Source organism: Herbiconiux dendrobii (assembly GCF_052048175.1).
Classification (GTDB): Bacteria; Actinomycetota; Actinomycetes; order Actinomycetales; family Microbacteriaceae; genus Herbiconiux.
The window spans coordinates 840,687-860,004 of sequence record NZ_JBLZQV010000001.1; the positions used below are offsets into that span (position 1 = coordinate 840,687).

The 19,318-nt window shown below is 70.1% G+C and carries 21 protein-coding genes; 17 read left to right on the forward strand and 4 right to left on the reverse strand.

The window, feature by feature from the left end:
• Positions 1 to 5: 5 nt before the first annotated feature.
• Complete coding sequence (locus tag ACN4JJ_RS03885) at positions 6 to 1,040, reverse strand: iron-siderophore ABC transporter substrate-binding protein (RefSeq protein ID WP_440708585.1); 1,035 nt, start codon at positions 1,038 to 1,040, stop codon at positions 6 to 8.
• 231 nt (positions 1,041 to 1,271) lie between these two features.
• Between ACN4JJ_RS03885 and ACN4JJ_RS03890 the strand changes: the two genes are divergently transcribed.
• From ACN4JJ_RS03890 to ACN4JJ_RS03910, 5 genes are all read left to right on the forward strand, one after another.
• Complete coding sequence (locus ACN4JJ_RS03890; RefSeq protein ID WP_440708586.1) at positions 1,272 to 1,442, forward strand: hypothetical protein; 171 nt, start codon at positions 1,272 to 1,274, stop codon at positions 1,440 to 1,442.
• A gap of 198 nt (positions 1,443 to 1,640) precedes the next feature.
• Positions 1,641 to 2,960: a phenylacetate--CoA ligase family protein gene (locus ACN4JJ_RS03895; protein ID WP_440708587.1), complete on the forward strand. Its 1,320-nt coding sequence runs from the start codon at positions 1,641 to 1,643 to the stop codon at positions 2,958 to 2,960.
• A gap of 41 nt (positions 2,961 to 3,001) precedes the next feature.
• The gene (locus tag ACN4JJ_RS03900) at positions 3,002 to 3,205 is read left to right on the forward strand and encodes a hypothetical protein (RefSeq protein ID WP_440708588.1); all 204 of its coding nucleotides are present in this window, start codon (positions 3,002 to 3,004) and stop codon (positions 3,203 to 3,205) included.
• A gap of 2 nt (positions 3,206 to 3,207) precedes the next feature.
• Entirely contained in the window at positions 3,208 to 4,107 is a 900-nt protein-coding gene (locus ACN4JJ_RS03905) for a fumarylacetoacetate hydrolase family protein (protein WP_440708589.1), read from the forward strand.
• A 50-nt stretch (positions 4,108 to 4,157) separates the two neighbouring features.
• Positions 4,158 to 4,649: a VOC family protein gene (locus ACN4JJ_RS03910; protein WP_440708590.1), complete on the forward strand. Its 492-nt coding sequence runs from the start codon at positions 4,158 to 4,160 to the stop codon at positions 4,647 to 4,649.
• Positions 4,650 to 4,741: 92 nt separating this feature from the next.
• On the opposite strand, the gene ACN4JJ_RS03915 is transcribed toward ACN4JJ_RS03910, so the two are convergent.
• Positions 4,742 to 6,376, reverse strand: a complete 1,635-nt coding sequence (locus ACN4JJ_RS03915) for a thiamine pyrophosphate-binding protein (RefSeq protein WP_440708591.1) — start codon at positions 6,374 to 6,376, stop codon at positions 4,742 to 4,744.
• 3 nt (positions 6,377 to 6,379) lie between these two features.
• The gene (locus ACN4JJ_RS03920) at positions 6,380 to 7,162 is read right to left on the reverse strand and encodes a cyclase family protein (RefSeq protein ID WP_440708592.1); all 783 of its coding nucleotides are present in this window, start codon (positions 7,160 to 7,162) and stop codon (positions 6,380 to 6,382) included.
• Between the two features lie 190 nt (positions 7,163 to 7,352).
• Here ACN4JJ_RS03920 and ACN4JJ_RS03925 point away from each other — a divergent pair, with 190 nt between their 5' ends.
• The 7 genes from ACN4JJ_RS03925 to ACN4JJ_RS03955 all read left to right on the forward strand — a co-directional run bounded on the left by ACN4JJ_RS03925 (position 7,353) and on the right by ACN4JJ_RS03955 (position 14,817).
• Complete coding sequence (locus ACN4JJ_RS03925; protein WP_440708593.1) at positions 7,353 to 8,558, forward strand: ABC transporter substrate-binding protein; 1,206 nt, start codon at positions 7,353 to 7,355, stop codon at positions 8,556 to 8,558.
• A complete protein-coding gene (locus ACN4JJ_RS03930; protein WP_440708594.1) occupies positions 8,551 to 9,339 on the forward strand; it encodes an ABC transporter ATP-binding protein in 789 nt (262 codons plus the stop codon). Before ACN4JJ_RS03925 ends, ACN4JJ_RS03930 begins: the two co-directional genes overlap by 8 nt.
• Positions 9,332 to 10,084: an ABC transporter ATP-binding protein gene (locus ACN4JJ_RS03935; RefSeq protein ID WP_440708595.1), complete on the forward strand. Its 753-nt coding sequence runs from the start codon at positions 9,332 to 9,334 to the stop codon at positions 10,082 to 10,084. The genes ACN4JJ_RS03930 and ACN4JJ_RS03935 overlap by 8 nt, the downstream gene beginning before the upstream one ends.
• Complete coding sequence (locus ACN4JJ_RS03940) at positions 10,081 to 10,962, forward strand: branched-chain amino acid ABC transporter permease (protein WP_440708596.1); 882 nt, start codon at positions 10,081 to 10,083, stop codon at positions 10,960 to 10,962. The genes ACN4JJ_RS03935 and ACN4JJ_RS03940 overlap by 4 nt, the downstream gene beginning before the upstream one ends.
• Positions 10,962 to 12,050, forward strand: coding sequence for a branched-chain amino acid ABC transporter permease (locus tag ACN4JJ_RS03945; protein WP_440708597.1), 1,089 nt, complete (start codon positions 10,962 to 10,964; stop codon positions 12,048 to 12,050). The genes ACN4JJ_RS03940 and ACN4JJ_RS03945 overlap by 1 nt, the downstream gene beginning before the upstream one ends.
• Positions 12,051 to 12,121: 71 nt before the next feature.
• Positions 12,122 to 14,413, forward strand: a complete 2,292-nt coding sequence (locus tag ACN4JJ_RS03950; RefSeq protein ID WP_440708598.1) for a bifunctional salicylyl-CoA 5-hydroxylase/oxidoreductase — start codon at positions 12,122 to 12,124, stop codon at positions 14,411 to 14,413.
• Between the two features lie 11 nt (positions 14,414 to 14,424).
• A complete protein-coding gene (locus ACN4JJ_RS03955) occupies positions 14,425 to 14,817 on the forward strand; it encodes a PaaI family thioesterase (RefSeq protein WP_440708599.1) in 393 nt (130 codons plus the stop codon).
• Between the two features lie 93 nt (positions 14,818 to 14,910).
• On the opposite strand, the gene ACN4JJ_RS03960 is transcribed toward ACN4JJ_RS03955, so the two are convergent.
• Positions 14,911 to 16,503, reverse strand: a complete 1,593-nt coding sequence (locus ACN4JJ_RS03960; RefSeq protein ID WP_440708600.1) for a phytoene desaturase family protein — start codon at positions 16,501 to 16,503, stop codon at positions 14,911 to 14,913.
• Between the two features lie 108 nt (positions 16,504 to 16,611).
• Here ACN4JJ_RS03960 and ACN4JJ_RS03965 point away from each other — a divergent pair, with 108 nt between their 5' ends.
• Genes ACN4JJ_RS03965 through ACN4JJ_RS03985 form a run of 5 tightly spaced genes read left to right on the forward strand, consistent with a single transcriptional unit; the run spans position 16,612 to position 19,314 of the window.
• A complete protein-coding gene (locus ACN4JJ_RS03965; RefSeq protein WP_440708601.1) occupies positions 16,612 to 17,037 on the forward strand; it encodes a cupin domain-containing protein in 426 nt (141 codons plus the stop codon).
• Positions 17,034 to 17,930, forward strand: coding sequence for an acyl-CoA thioesterase (locus tag ACN4JJ_RS03970; RefSeq protein WP_440708602.1), 897 nt, complete (start codon positions 17,034 to 17,036; stop codon positions 17,928 to 17,930). Before ACN4JJ_RS03965 ends, ACN4JJ_RS03970 begins: the two co-directional genes overlap by 4 nt.
• On the forward strand, positions 17,927 to 18,346 hold the full coding sequence (locus ACN4JJ_RS03975; RefSeq protein ID WP_440708603.1) for a RidA family protein: 420 nt from the start codon (positions 17,927 to 17,929) through the stop codon (positions 18,344 to 18,346). The genes ACN4JJ_RS03970 and ACN4JJ_RS03975 overlap by 4 nt, the downstream gene beginning before the upstream one ends.
• 23 nt (positions 18,347 to 18,369) lie before the next feature.
• On the forward strand, positions 18,370 to 18,618 hold the full coding sequence (locus ACN4JJ_RS03980) for a DUF4287 domain-containing protein (protein ID WP_440708604.1): 249 nt from the start codon (positions 18,370 to 18,372) through the stop codon (positions 18,616 to 18,618).
• Positions 18,619 to 18,648: 30 nt separating this feature from the next.
• Positions 18,649 to 19,314 carry a tetratricopeptide repeat protein gene (locus tag ACN4JJ_RS03985; RefSeq protein ID WP_440708605.1) on the forward strand — a complete coding sequence of 222 codons (666 nt, stop codon included), beginning with the start codon at positions 18,649 to 18,651 and terminating at the stop codon, positions 19,312 to 19,314.
• Positions 19,315 to 19,318 lie beyond the last annotated feature (4 nt).

A 19,318-nucleotide genomic window follows, 5' to 3' on the forward strand; every position in this document is an offset into this window, starting at 1 on the left:
GGTGATCAGCCGAGCTTGTCGGCGGCCGCACCCAGCAGGGCGAGGTAGTCGTCGAGCACCCACGAGATCGACAGCGGGGTGGGGTTCGCGGCCGTGCCGACCGGGCCCGACCCGTCGAGGTTCACGACGGCGCCGGCGGCGACGGCCGGCATCTGCGAGAGCAGCGGGTCGCCCTTCAGCGCCGTGACAAGCTCGTCGGCGCCATAGGTGACGATGATGTCGATGTCGTCGAAGGCGTCGGCCTGCTCGGCGCTCTGGGTGAGCGAGAACAGATCGGTCGTGGCCGAGGCCGAGGCGATGCTCTCCGGGGTGGCCAGACCGAGGTCTTCGAAGAACGCGGCCCGGGTGTCGTGCGTGGTGTAGAAGCTCACCTCGCTGAGATCGGAGGTGTCGACGTGGGTGAGGAAGGCGGCCGAGACGCCGTCGAGCTGTGGGTAGTCGGCGGCGGCGTCGGCGATCTCGGTCTCGAGCTCGGCGACGAGGGCCTCACCCTCGGCTTTGAGGCCCATGCCCTCGGCGTTGAGTTCGATCATGTCGCGCCACGACGTGCCCCACGCCGTCTCCGGGTAGGCCACGACGGGGGCGATCTCGCTCAGGGTGTCGTAGTCCTCCTGGGTGAGGCCGGAGTAGGCGGCGAGGATGACGTCGGGCCGGGTGTCGGCGACGGCCTCGAAGTCGATGCCGTCGGTCTCGTCGAACAGCACGGGGGTCTCGGCTCCGAGCTCGTCGAGCTTCTCCTCCACCCAGGGCAGGGTGCCGTTGCCGTCGTCGTCCCCGAAGTTCGCGGCGGCCATTCCCACCGGCACGACGCCGAGGGCGAGCGGCACTTCGTGGTTGGCCCAGTTGACGGTGGCGATGCGCTCGGGCTTGCTCTCGATGACGGTGGTGCCGAGGGCGTGCTCGATGGTGACCGGGGTGAAGTCGCTGCTGCCGGCGTTGCTGCCCGACTCGTCGGCCGAGGTGGAGGAGGAGCAGGCGGCGAGGCCGGCGGCGAGCGTGGCGACGGCCGTGAGCGCGATCAGGCGGGAGGCGCGGGGCATGGAGGTGCCTTTCGGTGGGGTGCTGTGGGAGGGGCACACCGCGCGACCGCGATGCCGTCGAATTAGGTATGCCTAACCAAACCTAACTCCCTCGAGCGCGCACCTGCAACCTGCCGGGATGCGGGTCGCGGTGCTCGGCGGTCACCGTTCAGGGTGCTGACTCGGCGAGTGCCGAGCATCCGTTCATATGCCAGAAACCTCTCGGCCCCGGCGTGAGCCTACGGTGGGAGCATGCCTTCGACGACGGGACGTCGCCGGAGGCGACGCAGCAGCAAGTACTACCCCGATCCGCGTGTCGAGAAGCTCAAGCGCTGGGGTGTCGTAGCCGTCATCGTGCTGATCGCGATCGTCGCCGCGGGGCTCGCCTGGGCCGCGATGTTCGCCGACCGCGCGTTCGCGTGATCCGCTGAGCGACCCGTCGAGCCGGTCTCCGCCCCTGGTGTTCCGGGGGCGATCGGTCGATCCTTCGTGTCGGAATAATTCCATTTCCTACTAGTGACGATCGTAACTGCAATGTAATCTGGCCGAAACGAACGAACCCTACTGTCGGAGTGAGTACCCGCTCCGTCACGCCGGAATCGAACGAAAGGTGATTCGCTGATGAATGACAGCCCGTACTGGAACCCCAAGACCGAGACGATGTCGAGGGAAGACCTGTCGGCCCTGCAGTTCGTGAAGTTCAAGCGCGTGATCGAGTGGGCCGAGGCGCGCAGCGTCTTCTACCAGAAGTCCTTCCAGCGGGCCGGGTTCACCTCCGCGCAGCTGAACAGCTGGGACGACTACGACCGGGTGCCCTTCCTCACCCGCGAAGAGTGGATGCGCAGCCAGAACGACTTTCCGCCCTACGGCGAACTGCCGGTGGCCGGGCACGAGAACGCCATCCGCTTCCACACCACCAGCGGCACCTCGGGCAAGACCCCGCTGCGGGCTCTGGATAGCCGCAAGGACTGGTCGTGGTCGGCCGAGATGTGGTCGTATGCGCTCTGGGGCATGGGGGTTCGCCCGCACGACATCGGTTACGTGGCCTTCGGCTACGGCACCTTCATCGGCTTCTGGGGTCTGCACAACGGCCTCGAGAAGCTCGGCGCCACCACGATCCCCGGGGGCGCGCAGCCCACACCGACCCGGGTGAAGCAGATCATCGACTACGACGTCACGGTCGTGGCATCCACCCCCACCTATGCCCTGCGGCTCGCCCAGGAGGCCGAGATTCTCGGCATCGACCTCAAGAACTCCAAGGTGAGCCGGATCGTGCTCTCGGGCGAGCCGATCCCGCCGAAGACCAAGGAGCTGATCGAGGAGCTCTGGGGAGCCAAGAGCTTCGACACCGCCGGCATGACCGAGATCTCGACCATCTTCATGTTCGAGCCGGAGGATCAGCCGGGCGGCACCCACATCATCGAGGACCAGTTCGTGGAGCGCGTGATCGACCCCGAGACCGGCATCGAGCTGCCCTACGGGGAGCGGGGCGAGCGCATCACCACCTCGTTCGGCCGCAGCATGATCCCGCTCATCAAGTACCGCACCTCCGACCTCGTGGTGAAGGTGCCGCACACCACCACCTCGAACGGGCGCACCTGGGATCTCTACCAGGGCGGCATCCTGGGCCGGGTCGACGACATGAAGCTCGTGCGCGGCACGAACGTCTACCCGCGGGCCGTCGAGGCGATCGTGCGGGCGTTCCCCGTGATCGACGAGTTCCAGGTGAAGATCACCCGCGAGGGCATCCGCGACGAGATCACCCTCCTCGCCGAGCCCGTGCCGACGGTGACGGATGCGGAGTGGTCCGAGCTCATCACCAAGCTCGGCACCGAGCTGGCCGACGGGCACGAGGGCCTGCGCTTCATCATCGAGCGCGCGCCCGAGAACACCCTGCCCCGGTTCGAACTGAAGGCCAAGCGCCTTCAAGACCTGCGCTAGCGCCGGCTCTCTGCTGGCCCCCGACACCCAAGGAGTACGACATGGCCGTGGACCTCATCGGCAACGCGCTGACCGCCAAGGAGCAGCAGCTGCTCGACGCCTACGAGAGCCTCAAGGCGCTCGAGGCCGGCGGCGGGCTCGCCCCGAGCACCGAATCGAACGTGCGGGTGGCGCTCAGCGCCCTCGGAGTGGCCGTCGGCGACCTGGCGCTCGTGTACGAGCACCTCACCGACAGCGACTGCTGAGGATGCGGCTGGCACGCGTCGCCTATGGCGACGGCATCCGTACGGCCGTGCTGGGCCAGACCGGCGGCGAGCAGCTGCTCCTGCTGCCCGTGGGCGCCCCGACGATCGACGACCTCGTGCGGCTCGGGTTGGGGCCCGCGCTGGCGGAGGTGTCGGCGCTGCTCGCCACGGCGGAGGCCGTGCCCGCCTCCGATGCGGTTTTCCTGGCGCCGCTCACCCGGTTCAACCGCGACATCCTCTGCACCGGCTGGAACTACACCGACCACTTCTACGAATCCCTCGGCAAGCGCGAGGGCCAAGGACCGGTCGAGATGCCGGAGCACCCGACGTTCTTCACCAAGGGGCCGGGCGTGGTGATCGGCCCGACCGATCCGATCGCCTTCGACGCCTCGCTGTCGGCGAAGTGGGACTACGAGGTCGAGATCGCGCTCGTGATCGGCACACCGGGGCGCTCGCTGCGCGCCGCGAACGCCGCCGACCACGTGTTCGGCTACTTCGTGGCCAACGACATCTCGCAGCGCGACCTGCAGCGCCAGCACGGCGGCCAGTGGCTGAAGGGCAAGAGCGTCGACGGCACGATGCCGATCGGCCCATGGGTCACCACGGCCGACGAGGTCGACCTCGGTGCGCTGCAGCTCTCGCTCACCGTCAACGGCGAGACCCGGCAGAACGCGCCCGCCACGGCGATGGCGTTCACCGTGCCCGTGCTGCTCGAAGAGCTCAGCCGCGGCATGACGCTCGAGGCCGGCGACGTGGTGCTCACCGGCACGCCCAGCGGTATCGGCAGCGCCCGCGAGCCCGCCGTGTTCCTGGCCGACGGCGACGAGATCGTCACGCGCGTCGACGGCCTCGGCGAACTGCGCAACCGCGTGACGGCGACGGATCTGACCTCGCCCGCCTGATCATCCCCACCCTGCAACGCATCCGCACCCTGCCACGAAGGAACGATTCCATGGCCACTCCGCCCCCCGCCACCGCCTTCAGCCACGTCGGGGTCACCGTGCCTGATCTCGAGGCCGCCATCGACTGGTACCGAGACACGCTCGGCTACTACCTGCTGGCCGGACCGCTCGAGGTGCTCGAAGACGACTCCCCGCTCGGCCTCGCCGCCGCGAACATCTACGGGGTCGGGTTCACGAGCTTCCGCTTCGCCCACCTCTGCGGGGCGGATGGCGCCGGCCTCGAGCTGTTCCACTTCGCCTCGCCCGCCACGGTCGCCCCGGAGGACAACTTCGAGTTCTGGAAGACCGGCATCAACCACCTCTCGCTCACGGCGGTCGACTTCGACGGCGTGAGCGAGCGCATCATCGCCGCCGGCGGCCGTGCCCGCTCCGACACCGTGGTCATCGACCCGGCCAAGAACTACCGCATCCGCTACATGGAAGACCCCTGGGGCACCGTGGTCGAGCTCTGCTCCCACCCTTACACCCAGATCTGGGCGTAATCCCGCACCCACCTCGCGCGAGAAGTCGCAAACGGCCCCTGAGCCTTCGCTTCAGGGGCCGTTTGCGACTTCTCGGTGCCGGGGAGGAGGGGCTAGTGGCCCTTGAAGGCCTCGTGAAGCCACCAGGAGCCGCCGTCGGAGGCGATCTTCGCGTCGATCACGAGCGGGGCCTCGGGGCCGCCGGGGGTGGCGAGCCACTCGTCGACGCCGGCGAGGTCGGCGGCCGTGCGGACCGTGAGACCGGTGGCCCCGTAGCCGCGGGCGATCGAGGCGATGTCGGTCTCGGGGAAGGTGACCGTCGAGAGGTCGGTGTCCGCCCCGAAGTGGTGCACCTCCGCGCCGTAGGCGGCGTCGTTGTAGACGATCACCACGAGCGGCAGACCGATGCGCACGGCCGTCTCGAGCTCGGCGATGGCCATCAGGAAGCCGCCGTCGCCCGTGCCGAGCACCGGCAGCCGCGAGGGCTGCGCGAGGCCGGCGCCGATGGCCGTGGCCAGGCCCAGTCCGATCGACTGGAACGCCTGCGTGAAGCAGAAGCCCCGCTCGTCGGGTACCGCGAGGTAGGCGCTCGGATAGCCCATGAAGTTGCCCGAGTCGATCGAGACGATGCGCTCGGCCGGCAGCCGGAGGTCGATCTCCCGCGACAGCACGCGCGGGTCGATCGAGGTCGCGGTCGAGACATCCGGGGTCTCGACGTCGTTCCAGCGCACCGAACCCGGCAGGGGAGCGGAGCGGTATCCCGCACCTTCCCGGGGCGAAGCCTCGAGAGCGGCGAGCACGTCCACGGCGGTGAGGGCGGAGTCGCCCACGATGCCGAGATCGATCGGCCGGTTCGCTCCGAGGGCGCGGCCCTCGACGTCGACCTGCACGACCGTCGCATCCGGCCCGATCAGGTTGCCGTGCCGCATGGTCCACATGTTCAGTGCGCAGCCCCAGCCCACCACGAGGTCGGCCGAGGAGATGAGCTCGGCGGTCAGCGGCGACGAGAAGCCGCCCGAGATGCCGAGCGCGAAGGGCTCGTCGTGGAAGAGCCCGTTGGCCACGGCCGAGGTGGCCAGCAGGGCTCCGGATGCCTCGGCCAGCGCCGCGATCTCGGCTCCGGCCGCACGGCCACCGCGCCCGGCCACGAAAACGGGGCGAGAGGCGGCGCGGATGGCGGCCGCCAGCTCCTCGACCGCTGCGGCGGAGGGACGGATCGGCGTGTCGGGAACCACCGCGAGATCATCCGGAAGCGGCGGCGCGGCGGCGGCCTGCACGTCCAGCGGCAGGCTGATCACCACGGTGCGCCGCTCGTTGACGGCCGTGCGGTAGGCCCGGGTGACGTCGGCGAGGGCGGTGCCGGCCGAGTGCACGCGCTCGGCGACGGCGCCGAGGCTGCGGGCCAGCGCATCCTGATCGATCTTGAAGTTCGAGGTGACCGAACCGGTGGCCACGTCGGCGGTGAGCACGATCAGCGGGGTGCGGCTCTTGGCCGCCTCGCCGATGCCCGTGGCCGCGTTGGTGAGGCCGCAGCCCTGATGCGTGGTGAGCACGGCCGGCAGGTCGCTCATGCGCGAGAAGGCGTCGGCCATGGTGGCGGCGCCGCCCTCGTGCCGCGCGGTGGTGACGGGCACACCCGCCGCCGCGAGGGCGTTGGTGACCTCGAAGTTGCCGCTGCCGACCACGGTGAAGACGTGGCCGACACCGAGCCGGCCGAGGGCGGTGCCGACGAGTTCTGCGACGTTCACGGCTCAGGCGCCGGTGATCGCGAACACGCGGGTGGGGCTTCCCGTGCCTCCCACGATCGGCAGCGGGCTGACCACGAGCATGGCGCCGGTGGCCGGCAGCTCGCCCAGGTTCTGCAGCGAGGTGAGGCCGTACTTGTCGGCGCCGAGCAGGTAGAAGTGCGCCGGGAAGGCCGGGTCCATGCCGCCGGCGGAGCCCGCGTCGATGCCGACCGTCTCCACGCCGAAGCCCGAGATGGGGCGCTCCTCGGCCAGCCACTTGGCGCACGCGGCGGAGATGCCGGGGGTGTGCGGGCCGTTCTCGTCGGCGTTCAGGAACGCCTCCTGGCTGTCGGAGAACTTCTCCCAGCCGGTGCGCAGCAGCAGCCAGCTGTTCGCGGGCAGCTCGCCGTGCTCGGCCTCCCAGGCGAGGATGTCGTCGACCTCGAGCAGGAAGTCGGCGTCGGCCTCCACCTCGGCGGTCTTGTCGATCACGACGGCCGGGCCGATCAGGCGCTCCGGCAGGATCTGGGAGACGTCGAGCCCGTCGCGGCCGGTGGCCCAGTGCACGGGGGCGTCGAGGTGCGTGCCGATGTGCTCGCCGGTGTGGATGTTGTGGTGCTTCCAGTACGGGCCGGGCTCGTTGTAGGCGCTGACCTCTTCGAGGCTGAAGTCGATCAGGTTGGCGAACGGATCCGGCAGCCGCAGGGCGGGGGTGCTGCTGCTCAGCGTGTTCGTCAGGTCGACGACCTTCAGCGAGCCTCCGGTGATCCCGGACAGGAATTCGGCGATGACATTCGATCCGCTCACGATTCTCCAATCAGATGTGTGCCCCGACTCTAGCGCGCACGCCCGACTTCTGGCACCCTCAACTAACGATCGTCATGTCGTTGTAATTCTCTGGAAACGAAAGCACCGTAGCTTGAGACACCAGATCACCGCACCAGCAGTACCGCACGCACCGCATCGCACGCATCGCATCCCTACTGGAGGTCCTTCCATGAAACCCATCGCACGCACCGGAGCGGTCGCCGTCGTCGCCGCCTCCCTGTTCCTCGCCGGCTGTGTCAGCACCGCCGCCCCCGAATCCACGTCCGGCGGATCCACCGAGGGCGCCGCCGGCCTCACCATCGGCGTCGTGATGGCCGAGACCGGCTTCATGTCGCCCTTCGACATCCCCGCGCTCAACACCATCAAGATGGAGGTCGACGCGGTGAACGCCGACGGCGGCATCGACGGCGCCCCGATCGAGCTCAACATCGTCGACACCGGATCCGACCTCGACAAGTACGCCTCGGCGGCCCAGCAGGTCATCGACGCCGGCGCCGACGTGATCGTGGTCACCTGCGACTACGACGTGGCGAGCCCCGCCTCGCTCGTGGCGGAGGCCGCGGGCATCCTGAACATCGCCCCCTGCGTGGGCGACACCATCTACGGCCCCGCCGGCGGCCTGCAGCTCGGCTTCTCGATGGGCAACGGCACCCCCGGCGAGTCGTCGGTGATGGCCGAGTTCGCGAACAGCAAGGGCTGGAAGAACGCGGTGTTCCTCACGGACACCTCGATCAAGTACACCGTCGGCCAGTGCGACGTGGCGCAGAAGCGCTTCGAAGAGCTCGGCGGCACCACGGTCGGCACGTACGACTACGTGCAGGGCGAGTCGATCGTCGAGACCGTCTCGCAGATCACCGCGGGCACCGCGCCCGACGTGGTGTTCAACTGCGGCTACAGCCCGGGCGGCGCCCAGGCGGCCAAAGACCTGCGCGACAACGGCGTGACCGCGCCCATCGTCTCCGGCTTCGGCATGGACGGCACCTTCTGGCTCGACTCGGTTCCCGGGCTGAGCGACTACTACACCGTCACCTACTCCTCGATCATGGGCGACGACCCGGATGCGGCCGTCAACGAGCTGGCCGACGGCTACGAGGCCGAGTACGGCGAGCGGCCGAGCGTGGGCAGCTTCGTGACCGGCACCTCCACGGTCCAGGCCCTCGTCGCCGCTCACGAGACCACCGGGTCCTGGGACGGCAAGGCCCTGGCCGACGCCTTCCTCGCCTTCGACGACCAGGATCTGCTCGTGGGGCCGACCAGCTTCACCGACGAGCTGCACATCAACGTCGAACGCCCCCAGCGCGTGATGCAGATCACCGACGGCAAGCTCGCCTTCCTCGAGGAGCGGGCGCCCGAGAAGGTCGTCTTCGTTGACTGACCTCCCCACCGTGCAGGGTGAGTCCTCTCCGCCGTCAGGGATCCTGGCGGCGGAGGGGATCTCCCGGCACTTCGCCGGGGTCAAGGCCCTGAACGACGTGCACCTCACCGTTCCCGCCGGGCGGATCACCGGGCTGATCGGGCCCAACGGCGCCGGCAAGTCGACGCTGGTGAACATCCTGAGCGGCTACGACCGGCCGGATGAGGGCCGCGTGCTGCTCGGCGGCGTCGACCGCACCCGCGAGCGCTCGTACCGGCGCACCCGCCGGGGCGTGGCGCGCACCTTCCAGCACGGCCACATCTTCAAGGGGCAGACCATCCTCGAGAACGTGCAGCTGGGTGCGCTCGGGGTGGGCCGCGGATCGCGTGCCGCACGGCGGGAGGCGATCGAGATCCTCGACCGTTTCGACCTGCTCGAGCACGCCGGCGAGAGCGCCGAGCACCTGCCGCACGGCGTCGAGCGGCGCCTCGGCGTGGCCCGCGCGCTCGCCACCCGCCCCAGCCACCTGCTTCTGGACGAGCCGGCCGCCGGCCTCAACGACGGCGAGATGGAGCTGTTCAAGAGCGCCATCCGCGGCGTGGTCGACGACCTGGGCCTCGGCGTGCTGCTGATCGACCACAACATGCGCCTGATCTTCGGCGCCTGCGACCACATCCACGTGCTCGCCGCGGGTGCGAACGTGGTCGACGGCCCGCCCGAGACCGTGCGCACCGATCCCCGCCTGGCCGAGTCGTACCTCGGCAGCATGGCGGCCACCATCGCGGGAGGCGACGATGCCTGAGGGCAGCACCACGCCGGAGTCGTCCTCCGGGCAGAGCCCCATCCTCGAGGTGAAGGGCCTCACCGTCGCGTACGGCGGCGTCACCGCGGTGGCGGGCGTCTCGTTCCAGGTCGGGCCGGGTGAGCTCGTGGGCATCATCGGCCCGAACGGCGCCGGCAAGTCCTCCACACTGCTCGCGCTGGCGGGCGCCGTGCGCGCCAGGGCGACCACGCTGGACTTCGACGGCACCCCGCTGCTCGGCCGCAAGCCCGAGCAGATCGCCCGATCCGGCTTCGCGCTGGTGCCCGAGGGCCACCACATCTTCGGCGGTCTCACCGTGCGCGACAATCTGCGCCTCGGCGAGGTGGCCCGCCGCGGCAAGCAGGGGCTGGATGCCACCCGCGAGTGGGTGCTCGAGCTGTTCCCCATCCTGCGCGAGTTCCTCGGCCGGCAGGCCGGGCTGCTCTCGGGCGGTCAGCAGCAGCAGCTCGCCATCGCGCGCGCCCTGCTCTCCGAGCCCCGGCTGCTGGTTCTCGACGAACCCTCGCTCGGCCTCTCGCCCACCGCCATCGACACCGTCTTCGACGCCATCACCGCGGTGCAGCGCTCGGGCACGGCGGTGCTGCTGGTCGAGCAGCGCGCCCAGCAGACGGTCGCCGCGGCCGCCCGCACCCACGTCCTCGGCGAAGGCAGGATCACGATGACCCTCGGCCCCGCCGACGCCACCGACGCCGAACTCCTCGCGAAGGCCTACCTCGGATCATGAACTTCTTGCAGGCTCTCATCGACGCCACCTCCGCCGGCGCCGTCTACGCGCTCGCCGCCCTCGGCATCGGGCTCGTCTTCGGCGTGCTCCGGCTGGCCAACTTCGCCTACGGCGAGATCATCACCGCCTCGGCCTACACGCTCATCATCGTCTGGCCGATGAACCCCGTGCTCGCCGTGCTCGGCGCGGCCGTGGTGGGGATCGCGGTGGCGCTCGCGATGAACTACGCCGTGTTCACCTGGCTGCGCTCGCAGTCGCCGGCCACGCTGCTGATCGCGAGCTTCGGCCTCAGCATCCTGCTGCAGCGCATCTACGAGGGCGTCTTCGGGGCGAACGTGCTCTCGGCATCCGTGGCCGGCGGTCTGTCGACCTCGATCGACCTCGGCGCGGTGCGGCTGAACCTGCTCTCGGTGGTCACGATCGTGCTCGCCGTGGTGCTGCTGGTGGGCGTTCAGCTCTTCCTCACCCGCACCAGCATCGGCCTGCAGGTGCAGGCGGCCTCGGCCGACTTCCGGATCGCGCGCCTGCTGGGCGTGCGCTCGGGCCTCGTGATCGCCGTCACCTTCGCCATCAGCGGCTTCATCGCCGCGGCCGTGGCGTTCGTGCTGACCGTGCAGTCGGGCACCGTCGGCCCCTCGTTCGGCGTGCAGCCCACCCTGTTCGGCCTGATCGGCGCCGTCATCGGCGGGCTGCGCAATCTGCGCGGAGCCGTCGTCGGCGGCTTCGTGGTGGGCGTGGCGCTGTCGCTGCTCACCAGCTGGCTGCCGCCGGAGATCAACCCGTTCCGCACGGCCTTCGTCTACCTCCTCGTCATCGCCGTGCTCGTGCTGCGGCCGAACGGCCTGTTCTCCACAGGCGCCGGAAAGGTGCGCACCTGATGCGTCGCGATCGTAAGAACCCGGGCCTCGTCCCCGTTCCGGAGTGGATCGGCGACGTGTGGACCCTCGTCGCCCCGCTGGGCCTGCTCTACCTCGTCACCGCGATCGCGAGCGGCGTCTCCTCCTCGGCCCGCGTCGACCTCGGCTACATGCTGGTCAATCTCGTGATCGTGGTGGGGCTGTCGATCTTCGTCAGCAACAGCGGTGTGCTCTCGTTCGGGCACCTCGCGTTCGTGGCGATCGGCGCCTGGACGATGTCGCTGCTCACCATCCCGGTGGAGATGAAGGACTCGATCATGCCCGGCCTGCTGCCGGTGCTCCGCGACGCCTCGCTGCCCCCGCTGGTGGCCGTGCTGGTGGCGGCGGTCGTGGGCGGCGTCGTCGGGCTCATCGCGGGTGCGGCGCTGATGCGCCTGCACGGCCTCGAGGCCGGCATCGCCACCTTCGCGCTGCTGATGCTGGTGGTGCAGGTGCTCACCTACTCCACGGCGCTCGGCCCGAAGTCGGGGCAGTCCATGGTGGGCATCCCGCAGACCCTCGACCTGCAGGGGATGCTCGTCATCGCCCTGCTCATGGTCGTGGCCGCCTGGGCGTACGGCCGGTCGCGCAGCGCCCGCTTCCTGCGCGCCTCCCGCGACGACATCGTGGCGGCGCCCGCCTCGGGCATCGACGTGACGAAGCACCGCATCGTCGCCTTCATGGTGTCGGGTGCGGTCGCGGCCGTCGGCGGTGCGCTCTGGGCGCAGACCAACCGCGTGGTGCAGGCCTCCCAGTTCAACCTCGACTTCACCTTCACCACCATCGCGATGCTCGTGATCGGCGGCATGCTCTCGCTCTGGGGCGCCGTGGTGGGCGTGGTCGTGGTCTCGGCACTCAACCACATCCTGGGTCTGCTGGAATCGGGGATGCAGTTCGGCGGCGTGATCGTGTCGCTGCCCTCGGGCAGCCGGCTGATCATCGTGGGCCTCGTGCTGATCGTGGTGCTGATCCTGCGCCCGGGCGGCCTGACCGGCGGGCGGGAGGCCCGGTGGCCGCTCCGGCCGCGCCTCACGCTGGATCTTTCCCCGAAATCGGGCATTCGTAAGTGATGACGAACGTAAATTAAGAGTAATATCTAGTTCAGACCTTGCTGCACCTGACGGAACGGAAAGCACTCACGATGAAAATCGCATGCATCGGTGGAGGCCCGGGCGGCCTGTACAGCGCCATCCTGCTGAAGCTCGCCGATCCGGCCCACGAGGTGACGGTCTACGAGCGCAACGCCGTCGACGAGACCTTCGGCTTCGGCGTGGTGTTCTCGGAGGAGACGCTCGATGGGTTGCGCCTGGCCGACCCGGTGAGCTTCGAGCGGATCGAGAAGCTGTGGCGCAAGTGGAGTGCGATGGACGTCGACTTCCGCGGCTACCAGGAGCGCAGCGACGGGCACGCCTTCGCCGCCCTCGCGCGGAAAGACCTGCTGATGGTGCTGGCCGAGCGGGCCGCCGAGCTCGGCGTGACGATGCGGCACGACACCGTGGCGCCGCTGGCCGAAGACCTGCGCGAGACGCACGACCTCGTGATCGCCTCCGACGGCGTCAACAGCCGCACCCGCGAGACCTACGCGGCGGAGTTCGGCGAGAAGGTGGAGGTGCGCCCCTTCAAGTACGCCTGGTTCGGCACCGACCGCCCCATCGACTGCTTCACCTTCGTGTTCGTCGACACCCCGTACGGCCTGTTCTGGGCGCACATCTACCCGTACGGCCAAGACGGACCAACAGGCCAAAACGGATCGACGTTCCTCGTCGAGACGGATCCGGAGACCTGGCGCCGCGCCGGGCTCGACGCCTCCGAGCGTGTGCCCGGGCAGACCGACGAGAAGGCTCTGAAGTTCTGCGAGGAGATCTTCGCCGACTATCTGCAGGGCCATTCGCTGCAGGGCAACAACTCGAACTGGCTGAACTTCCGCGACGTCACGAACGAGCACTGGCACACCGGCAACGTCGTCATCATCGGCGACGCCGCGCACACCGCCCACTTCTCCATCGGCTCCGGCACCAAGCAGGCGCTCGAGGATGCGGTGGCGCTCGCGGGGGCGATCGCCGCCGAGCCGACCGTCGACGCCGCCTTGTCGCGCTACGAGGAGATCCGCCGGCCGGTCGCCGCATCGCTGCGCCGCTCGGCGATGACGAGCCTGGAGTGGTTCGAGAGCATCCACCGCTACACCGATCTGCCGCCCGCGCAGTTCGTGTTCCAGCTGCTCACCCGCAGCCAGCGCATCACCTACGACAACCTGCGCGTGCGCGATCCGCTGTACATGGCCCGCGTCGACGACTGGTTCGCGGCCGACCAGGCCGAGCGCGGCAACGGCGCGCCATCCGGAACCCCGCCGATGTTCTTCCCGTACTCGCTGCGCGGCCTGCGGCTGAAAAACCGCGTGGTGGTCTCGCCGACTGCACAGTACTCGGCCGTCGACGGCGTGCCGACCGACTGGCACCTCGTGCATCTGGGCTCCCGGGCCGTGGGCGGCGCCGGGCTCGTCTTCACCGAGATGACCTGCGTGTCGCCCGAGGGCCGCATCACGCCCGGTTGCCCCGGCATCTGGGACGACGAGCAGGAGCAGGCGTGGGCGCGGGTGGTCGACTTCGTGCACGAGAACAGCTCGGCCGCCATCGGGCTGCAGATCGGGCACTCGGGTCGCAAGGGCAGCACCAAGCTCATGTGGGAGGGCATCGACGAGGCGCTCGACGAGGGCAACTGGCCGATCGTCGGGCCGTCGGCCATCCCGTACCTCGCCGACGGGCAGGTGCCGCACGAGCTCACCGAGGCCGAGATCGCCGAGATCGTGCAGGAGCACGTGCGCGCCGCCGAGCGCGGGGCGCGGGCCGGGTTCGACATCCTCGAGCTGCACTTCGCCCACGGATACCTGGTGTCCAGCTTCCTCTCGCCGCTGTCGAACCGGCGCACCGACGGCTACGGCGGCGACGCCGCGGGCCGCAGCCGCTTCGCGATCGAGGTGTTCGACGCGGTGCGCGCCGTGTGGCCGGCCGACAAGCCGATCAGCGTGCGGATCAGCGCCACCGACTGGGTCGACGGCGGGTTCTCCGGCGACGACGCCGTGGAGCTGTCCCGCGTGCTCAAGGAGCACGGCTGCGACATCATCGACGTCTCCACCGGGCAGACCAGCACCGAGGCCAAGCCCAACTACGGGCGGCTCTACCAGACCCCGTTCGCCGACCGCATCCGGATGGAGGCGGGCATCCCGACCATGACGGTGGGCGCGGTCTCGTCGATCGACGACGTGAACACGATCCTGGTGGCCGGGCGCGCCGATCTGGCACTGCTGGCGCGGCCGCACCTGGTCGACCCGTACTGGACGCTGAACGCGGCGTTGGATCTGGGCTACCGCGACAAGACCGTTCCCAAGCAGTACAAGTCGGGGCTGCGGGCCCGGCGGCGGGCGCAGACTCCGTGACCGGGGCGGATGTGGCAGTCTCTCCGTTCGACCGGTTCTACGGCCTCGAGATCGTCTCACTTGGCGAGGGCGAGGCGGTTGCTCGGCTCGAGACCGGGCCGCACCACGCCCAGCCCACCGGTGTCGTGCACGGCGGTGTCTACTGCGCCATCGCCGAGGCGATCGCCTCGGAGGGCACCAATCACGCGGTCGGCCCCTCGGGCCGGATCGGCTTCGGGCTGTCGAACAGCACGAACTTCCTGCGCTCGGCGCCCGTGCCCGGCGTGCTCGTGGCGCGCGCCGAGGCTCTGCACCGCGGCCGCAGCACCTGGGTGTGGGACGTCACCATCGGCGACGAGTCCGGCGCCGTGCGCTACGCGGTCACCCGCATGGTCGTCGCCGTGCGCGACGTGCCGACCGCCTGACCCCACCCACCCCCCCCGTCGACCCGTCAGTTAGTCCCACTTTGGTGCCCGGATAACGGGAGAAAGTGACGGGTCGACGGAGGGGGAGGGGGGTCAGGGGCGCGGGGCGCGGGACTTGAGGAGGGCGGTGGCCACGAGGTGGCCGGAGCCCGCACCGAGGCCGGGGCCGGGGTGCGAGGAGGCGCCCAGGTGCCAGACGCCGGGCACGGCGGTCTTGTGCGAGCCGGCCGAGGGCAGCGGGCGCCAGAGCAGGTTCTGGTCGATCTCGGCCGAACCGGCGTACGGATCGCCCGCGACCGCATTGGGGTTGTAGGCGTTCAGGTCCTGCGGGGTGATGACCTCGGTCGCCAGGATGGAGTCGCGGAGGCCGGGCGCCACCGACTGCACGCGGTCGAGCACGCGGTCGACGTAGGCGCGCACCACATCCGCGGACCAGCCGCCGTCGGCGCCCGCGATGGTTCCGGATGCGTCGCCCCGAACCTCGAACGGAACCTCCTGCAGCTGCAACCACAGCGAGCCCTTGCCCTCGGGCACGCGGGTGGGGTCGAGCAGGTGCTGGCGGCCGATCACCACGGTGGGGGCGCTCGGCAGCAGGCCGGCCTCGGCCTGGGCGCAGGCCACACCGGTCGATCCGGAGCCGTCGCTGACGTGCACGAGCGGGGCCTCGTCGAGCCGGGAGTCCGTGAAGGTCAGCGGGGCGTCGAGCGCCAGGTGCAGCTGCATGGCGGCGCGGCCGTAGCGGTAGCGGGCGGCCTCGCTGCGGGTGCGCGCGGGCACGGATGCGCTGGGCAGCAGCTCGCGGAACAGCGCGCCGGGCGTGGTGCCGGCGAGCACCGCACGGCGGGCCAGGATGCGGCCCGAGCTCGTCTCCACACCGGTCGCCCGGCCGTCGGTCACGACGATCTTCTCGACGCTCGTTCCGGTGACGATCTCGACCCCATTGGCCTCGAGCACCCCGCGGAAGGCCTTGACGAAGTTGCCGGCGCCGCCCTTCACCACGGGCAGGCCGAAGCCGTGCATCGAGAGCGCCATGATGGCGAACATCATGCCGCCGGTGGCGCTGTCGGGGGAGAGCCCGGCGTGCAGCAGCCAGGGCGCCCAGAGGCGGTCGGACTCCTCGCCCTTGAAGCGCTCGCGGGCGAAGGAGCGGCCGCTCATCAGGGCGTCGCGGGCGAGCGACTCGCTGCCCTTGATCTTGAAGGCGCGCAGGGCCTTCGCGGCGAGGCCGACCGCGGCCGTCGTGCGCAGCTCGGAGCCGAGCGCGCCGAACACCACGGGGGCCCGCGAGCCCATCTGCTCGAGCATCAGGGCGTAGTTGGTGCGGTCGGAGGCGTGCTCGAAGGCCGCGGCGGTGGCCTCGGGGTCGCGGTACGCCACAGCCGAGCGTCCGTCGGGCGCGATGCTGCCGGTGAGCGCGCCGTCGGTGTTGCAGTACTCCAGGCCTTGAGCGTGCAGGTCTTCGCCGAGCGCGGCGTAGGCGGCGCCCGAGACGAAGAGCGGATGCCACGAGGAGTAGGTGTCGTGCACGAAGCCGGGTTCGGTGAGCTCGCCCGAGGCGATGAAGCCGCCGATCTCGGGGTTCTTCTCCACCAGCGCCACCGACCAGCCGGCCTTGCCGAGCTCGGCCGCGGCGACCATCGCGTTGATTCCGGATCCGATGATGACGGCGTCGACTGTGCGCTCCATGGTTGAACGATACCGGGCATCCGCTCGAAAATGGCACGTTCATGTTACGAACGGAATAAAAGTGTGTGATTTATGCGCTCCGGTGGTAGTTTGCCGGTGGAGGTTGCCATGTCAGCAGAAATCGTCCCCGTCGTCACCCGTCGCGGTGAGGAGCACACCGAGACCGGCCAGTCCGGGGGAGCCGTCCGCGTCTCCGGAGTGAGCATCCAGCACACCCCCGCCACCAAGATCTGGTTCGGCCAGGTGAGCAACGAGCCGGGCTACCGCTCGTTCCCGCACCACCACGGCGAGGCCGAGACCGGCGGCTACGTGCTGCGCGGCAGCGCCCGCATCTACTTCGGCGAGGGCTACTCCGAGTGGCTTGACATGAGCGAGGGCGACTGGGTGTTCGTGCCGCCGTTCATGCCGCACGTCGAGGCGAACATGTCCACCACCGAAGAACTCGTCTGGCTCACCACGCGCACGCCCGACAACATCGTGGTGAACCTCGACGACGTCGACGACTCGACGCTCGAGGGCTACCGCCGGGCATGAGCGACGCACCCGAGCTCGCCCCCACCTCGGCGCCGTTCCTCGCCGCCGTCGACCTGACCTCGACGGGCGACGACGTCTTCACCGCGCAGACACAGTACGTGCCGTGGCCCAAGGCCTACGGCGGCGACATGGTGGCCCAGGCGCTCGCCGCCGCCCTGCGCACCTCCACCCCGGATCGCCGGGTGAACTCGTTCCACGGGCACTTCCTGCGGCCGGTCGAGGTGTCGAGCGAGGTCACGTACGAGGTCGAGCGCGTCCGGGACGGCCGGGGGTACTCCACGCGCACCGTGACCGGGCGGCAGAACGGCAAGTCCGCGTTCATCGCGACCGTCACCTTCCAGGTGCCGGAAGAGGGCCCCGACCTCCAGATCGCGATGCCGGCGGATCTGCCCGGGCCGGAGTCGCTGCCGTCGTCGGCCGAGGCGGTCGCCGGCGTGGCCGGCGCTGCCGCCGCGTACTGGGCATCCGGCCGCAGCTTCGACATGCGGCACGCACCCTCGCCCGTCTACTTCGACGTGCAGGGTGTTGCCGTGCCGCACCAGGCCGTGTGGGTGAAGGCCTTCGACGCCCTGCCCGACGACGTCGATCTGCACCGCACGGCGCTGGCTTACGTGTGCGACTACACGATCCTCGAGAGCGCCCTGCGGGCCACCGCGACCCCGTGGGCCGCGGCCGGGCTCTCGACCGCGAGCCTGGACCACGCGATGTGGTTCCACCGCGACGGCCGCGCCGACGAGTGGGTGCTCTACGCGCAGCAGCTGCAGTCGCTGCAGAGCGCCCGCACGCTCGTGCACGGCTCGTTCTTCTCCACCGACGGGCGCCTGCTGGCCTCCGTCGCCCAGGAGGGCATGATCCGCCTTCCCTCATCCGCCCCGACGGGAGCATCCTCATGACGCAGCCGAGCAAGCAGACCATCAACCCGCCGAGCCTCTCCAAGCCCTCCGGTTTCGCGCACGGCACCAAGGTCGGCCAGACCGTGTACCTCGGCGGCCAGACCGCCATGGGTGCCGACGGCGCGATCGTGCCCGGCGGCATCGTCGAGCAGTTCCGGCAGGCGTTCTCGAACGTGCTCGCCACGCTCGAGCACGCCGGAGGCGTGCCATCCGATCTCGTCGACGTCACCATCTACCTCACCGACATCCCCGACTACCAGGCGCACGGCCGGGAGATCGGCCGCATCTGGCGCGAGCTCGCCGGATCCGACTACCCCGCGATGGCGGGCATCGGCACCACGGCCCTCTGGCAGCCCGAGGCCCTGATCGAGATCAAGGGCGTCGCCGTGATCGGCTCCTCCACCCCCGCCGCCTGACCTCGCTGCGTTAGCATGTCGCCATGGCAGAACATCGGGTGATCGCACCGACGATTCCTGCGGGCGAGAAGGTCAAGGGGCCGGCGTCGTACTTCCCCAGCATCGAGAAGACCTACGGCCGCCCGATGCAGGAGTGGCTCGACCTCGTGGCCGACCGGCTCGACACCGAGCGGCACATGGACGTGGTCACCTGGCTCAAGGCCGAGCACGGCCTGGGCCACGGCCATGCGAACGCCATCGTGGCCTACGTCAAGGCGAACCTGCCGTCTTGACTCGCTGATCCGAGCGGAGGGGGCGGGCTGATGGACGACGCTGAGTGGGAGCGCCTCGTGCGCGGCGTGCTGCCTCGGGGCGACTGGGCGTTCCGCGGGAGGCTGTGCTACTCGCAACCCGTCGGGCGCGTGCTGTTCGGGGTCGCGATGGAGCCGACGCCCGATCCGGACGTGATCCACATCACCCGGGTGTCGAGCCCGCTGTTCGTGCCCACCGACCGCATCACGGGCGGGATGCGGGTGACCGGATCGCGCAGCGAGGAGATCTCGCTGGTCAGCGACGACGTGCGCGGGATCGTGCGCTCGGTGCTGCGGATCGGCTACGACGAGCGCGAGGAGCTCGAGACGATGATCCACGAGGGGCTGGACTCGAGGAGCCTACAGCGATCGGAGGTGGGCGGATACGCCCTGTTCCTCTCCGGCGACGTGCCATCGGCCCTGCGGATGCTCCGGAAGGCCCACGATCGCGCCTCCGACGATCCGGGGCCGGCCGAGCTGGCGGCCCGGCGGCGCATCGGCGCGGTCTGCGAGTGGCTCGAGCGCGGTGAGTTCGCCGCGGCGCGCGAGCAGCTCGAGCGATGGGTGGATGCCTCCGTGCACGAGCTCGGCCTGGTGCGGGTGCACGGACTCGGGGTGCCGCGGGAGACGCCGTCGCTGGGTGCCCCCGGCGCATCCGTCGTCATCCGGCCGGCCTGACGCA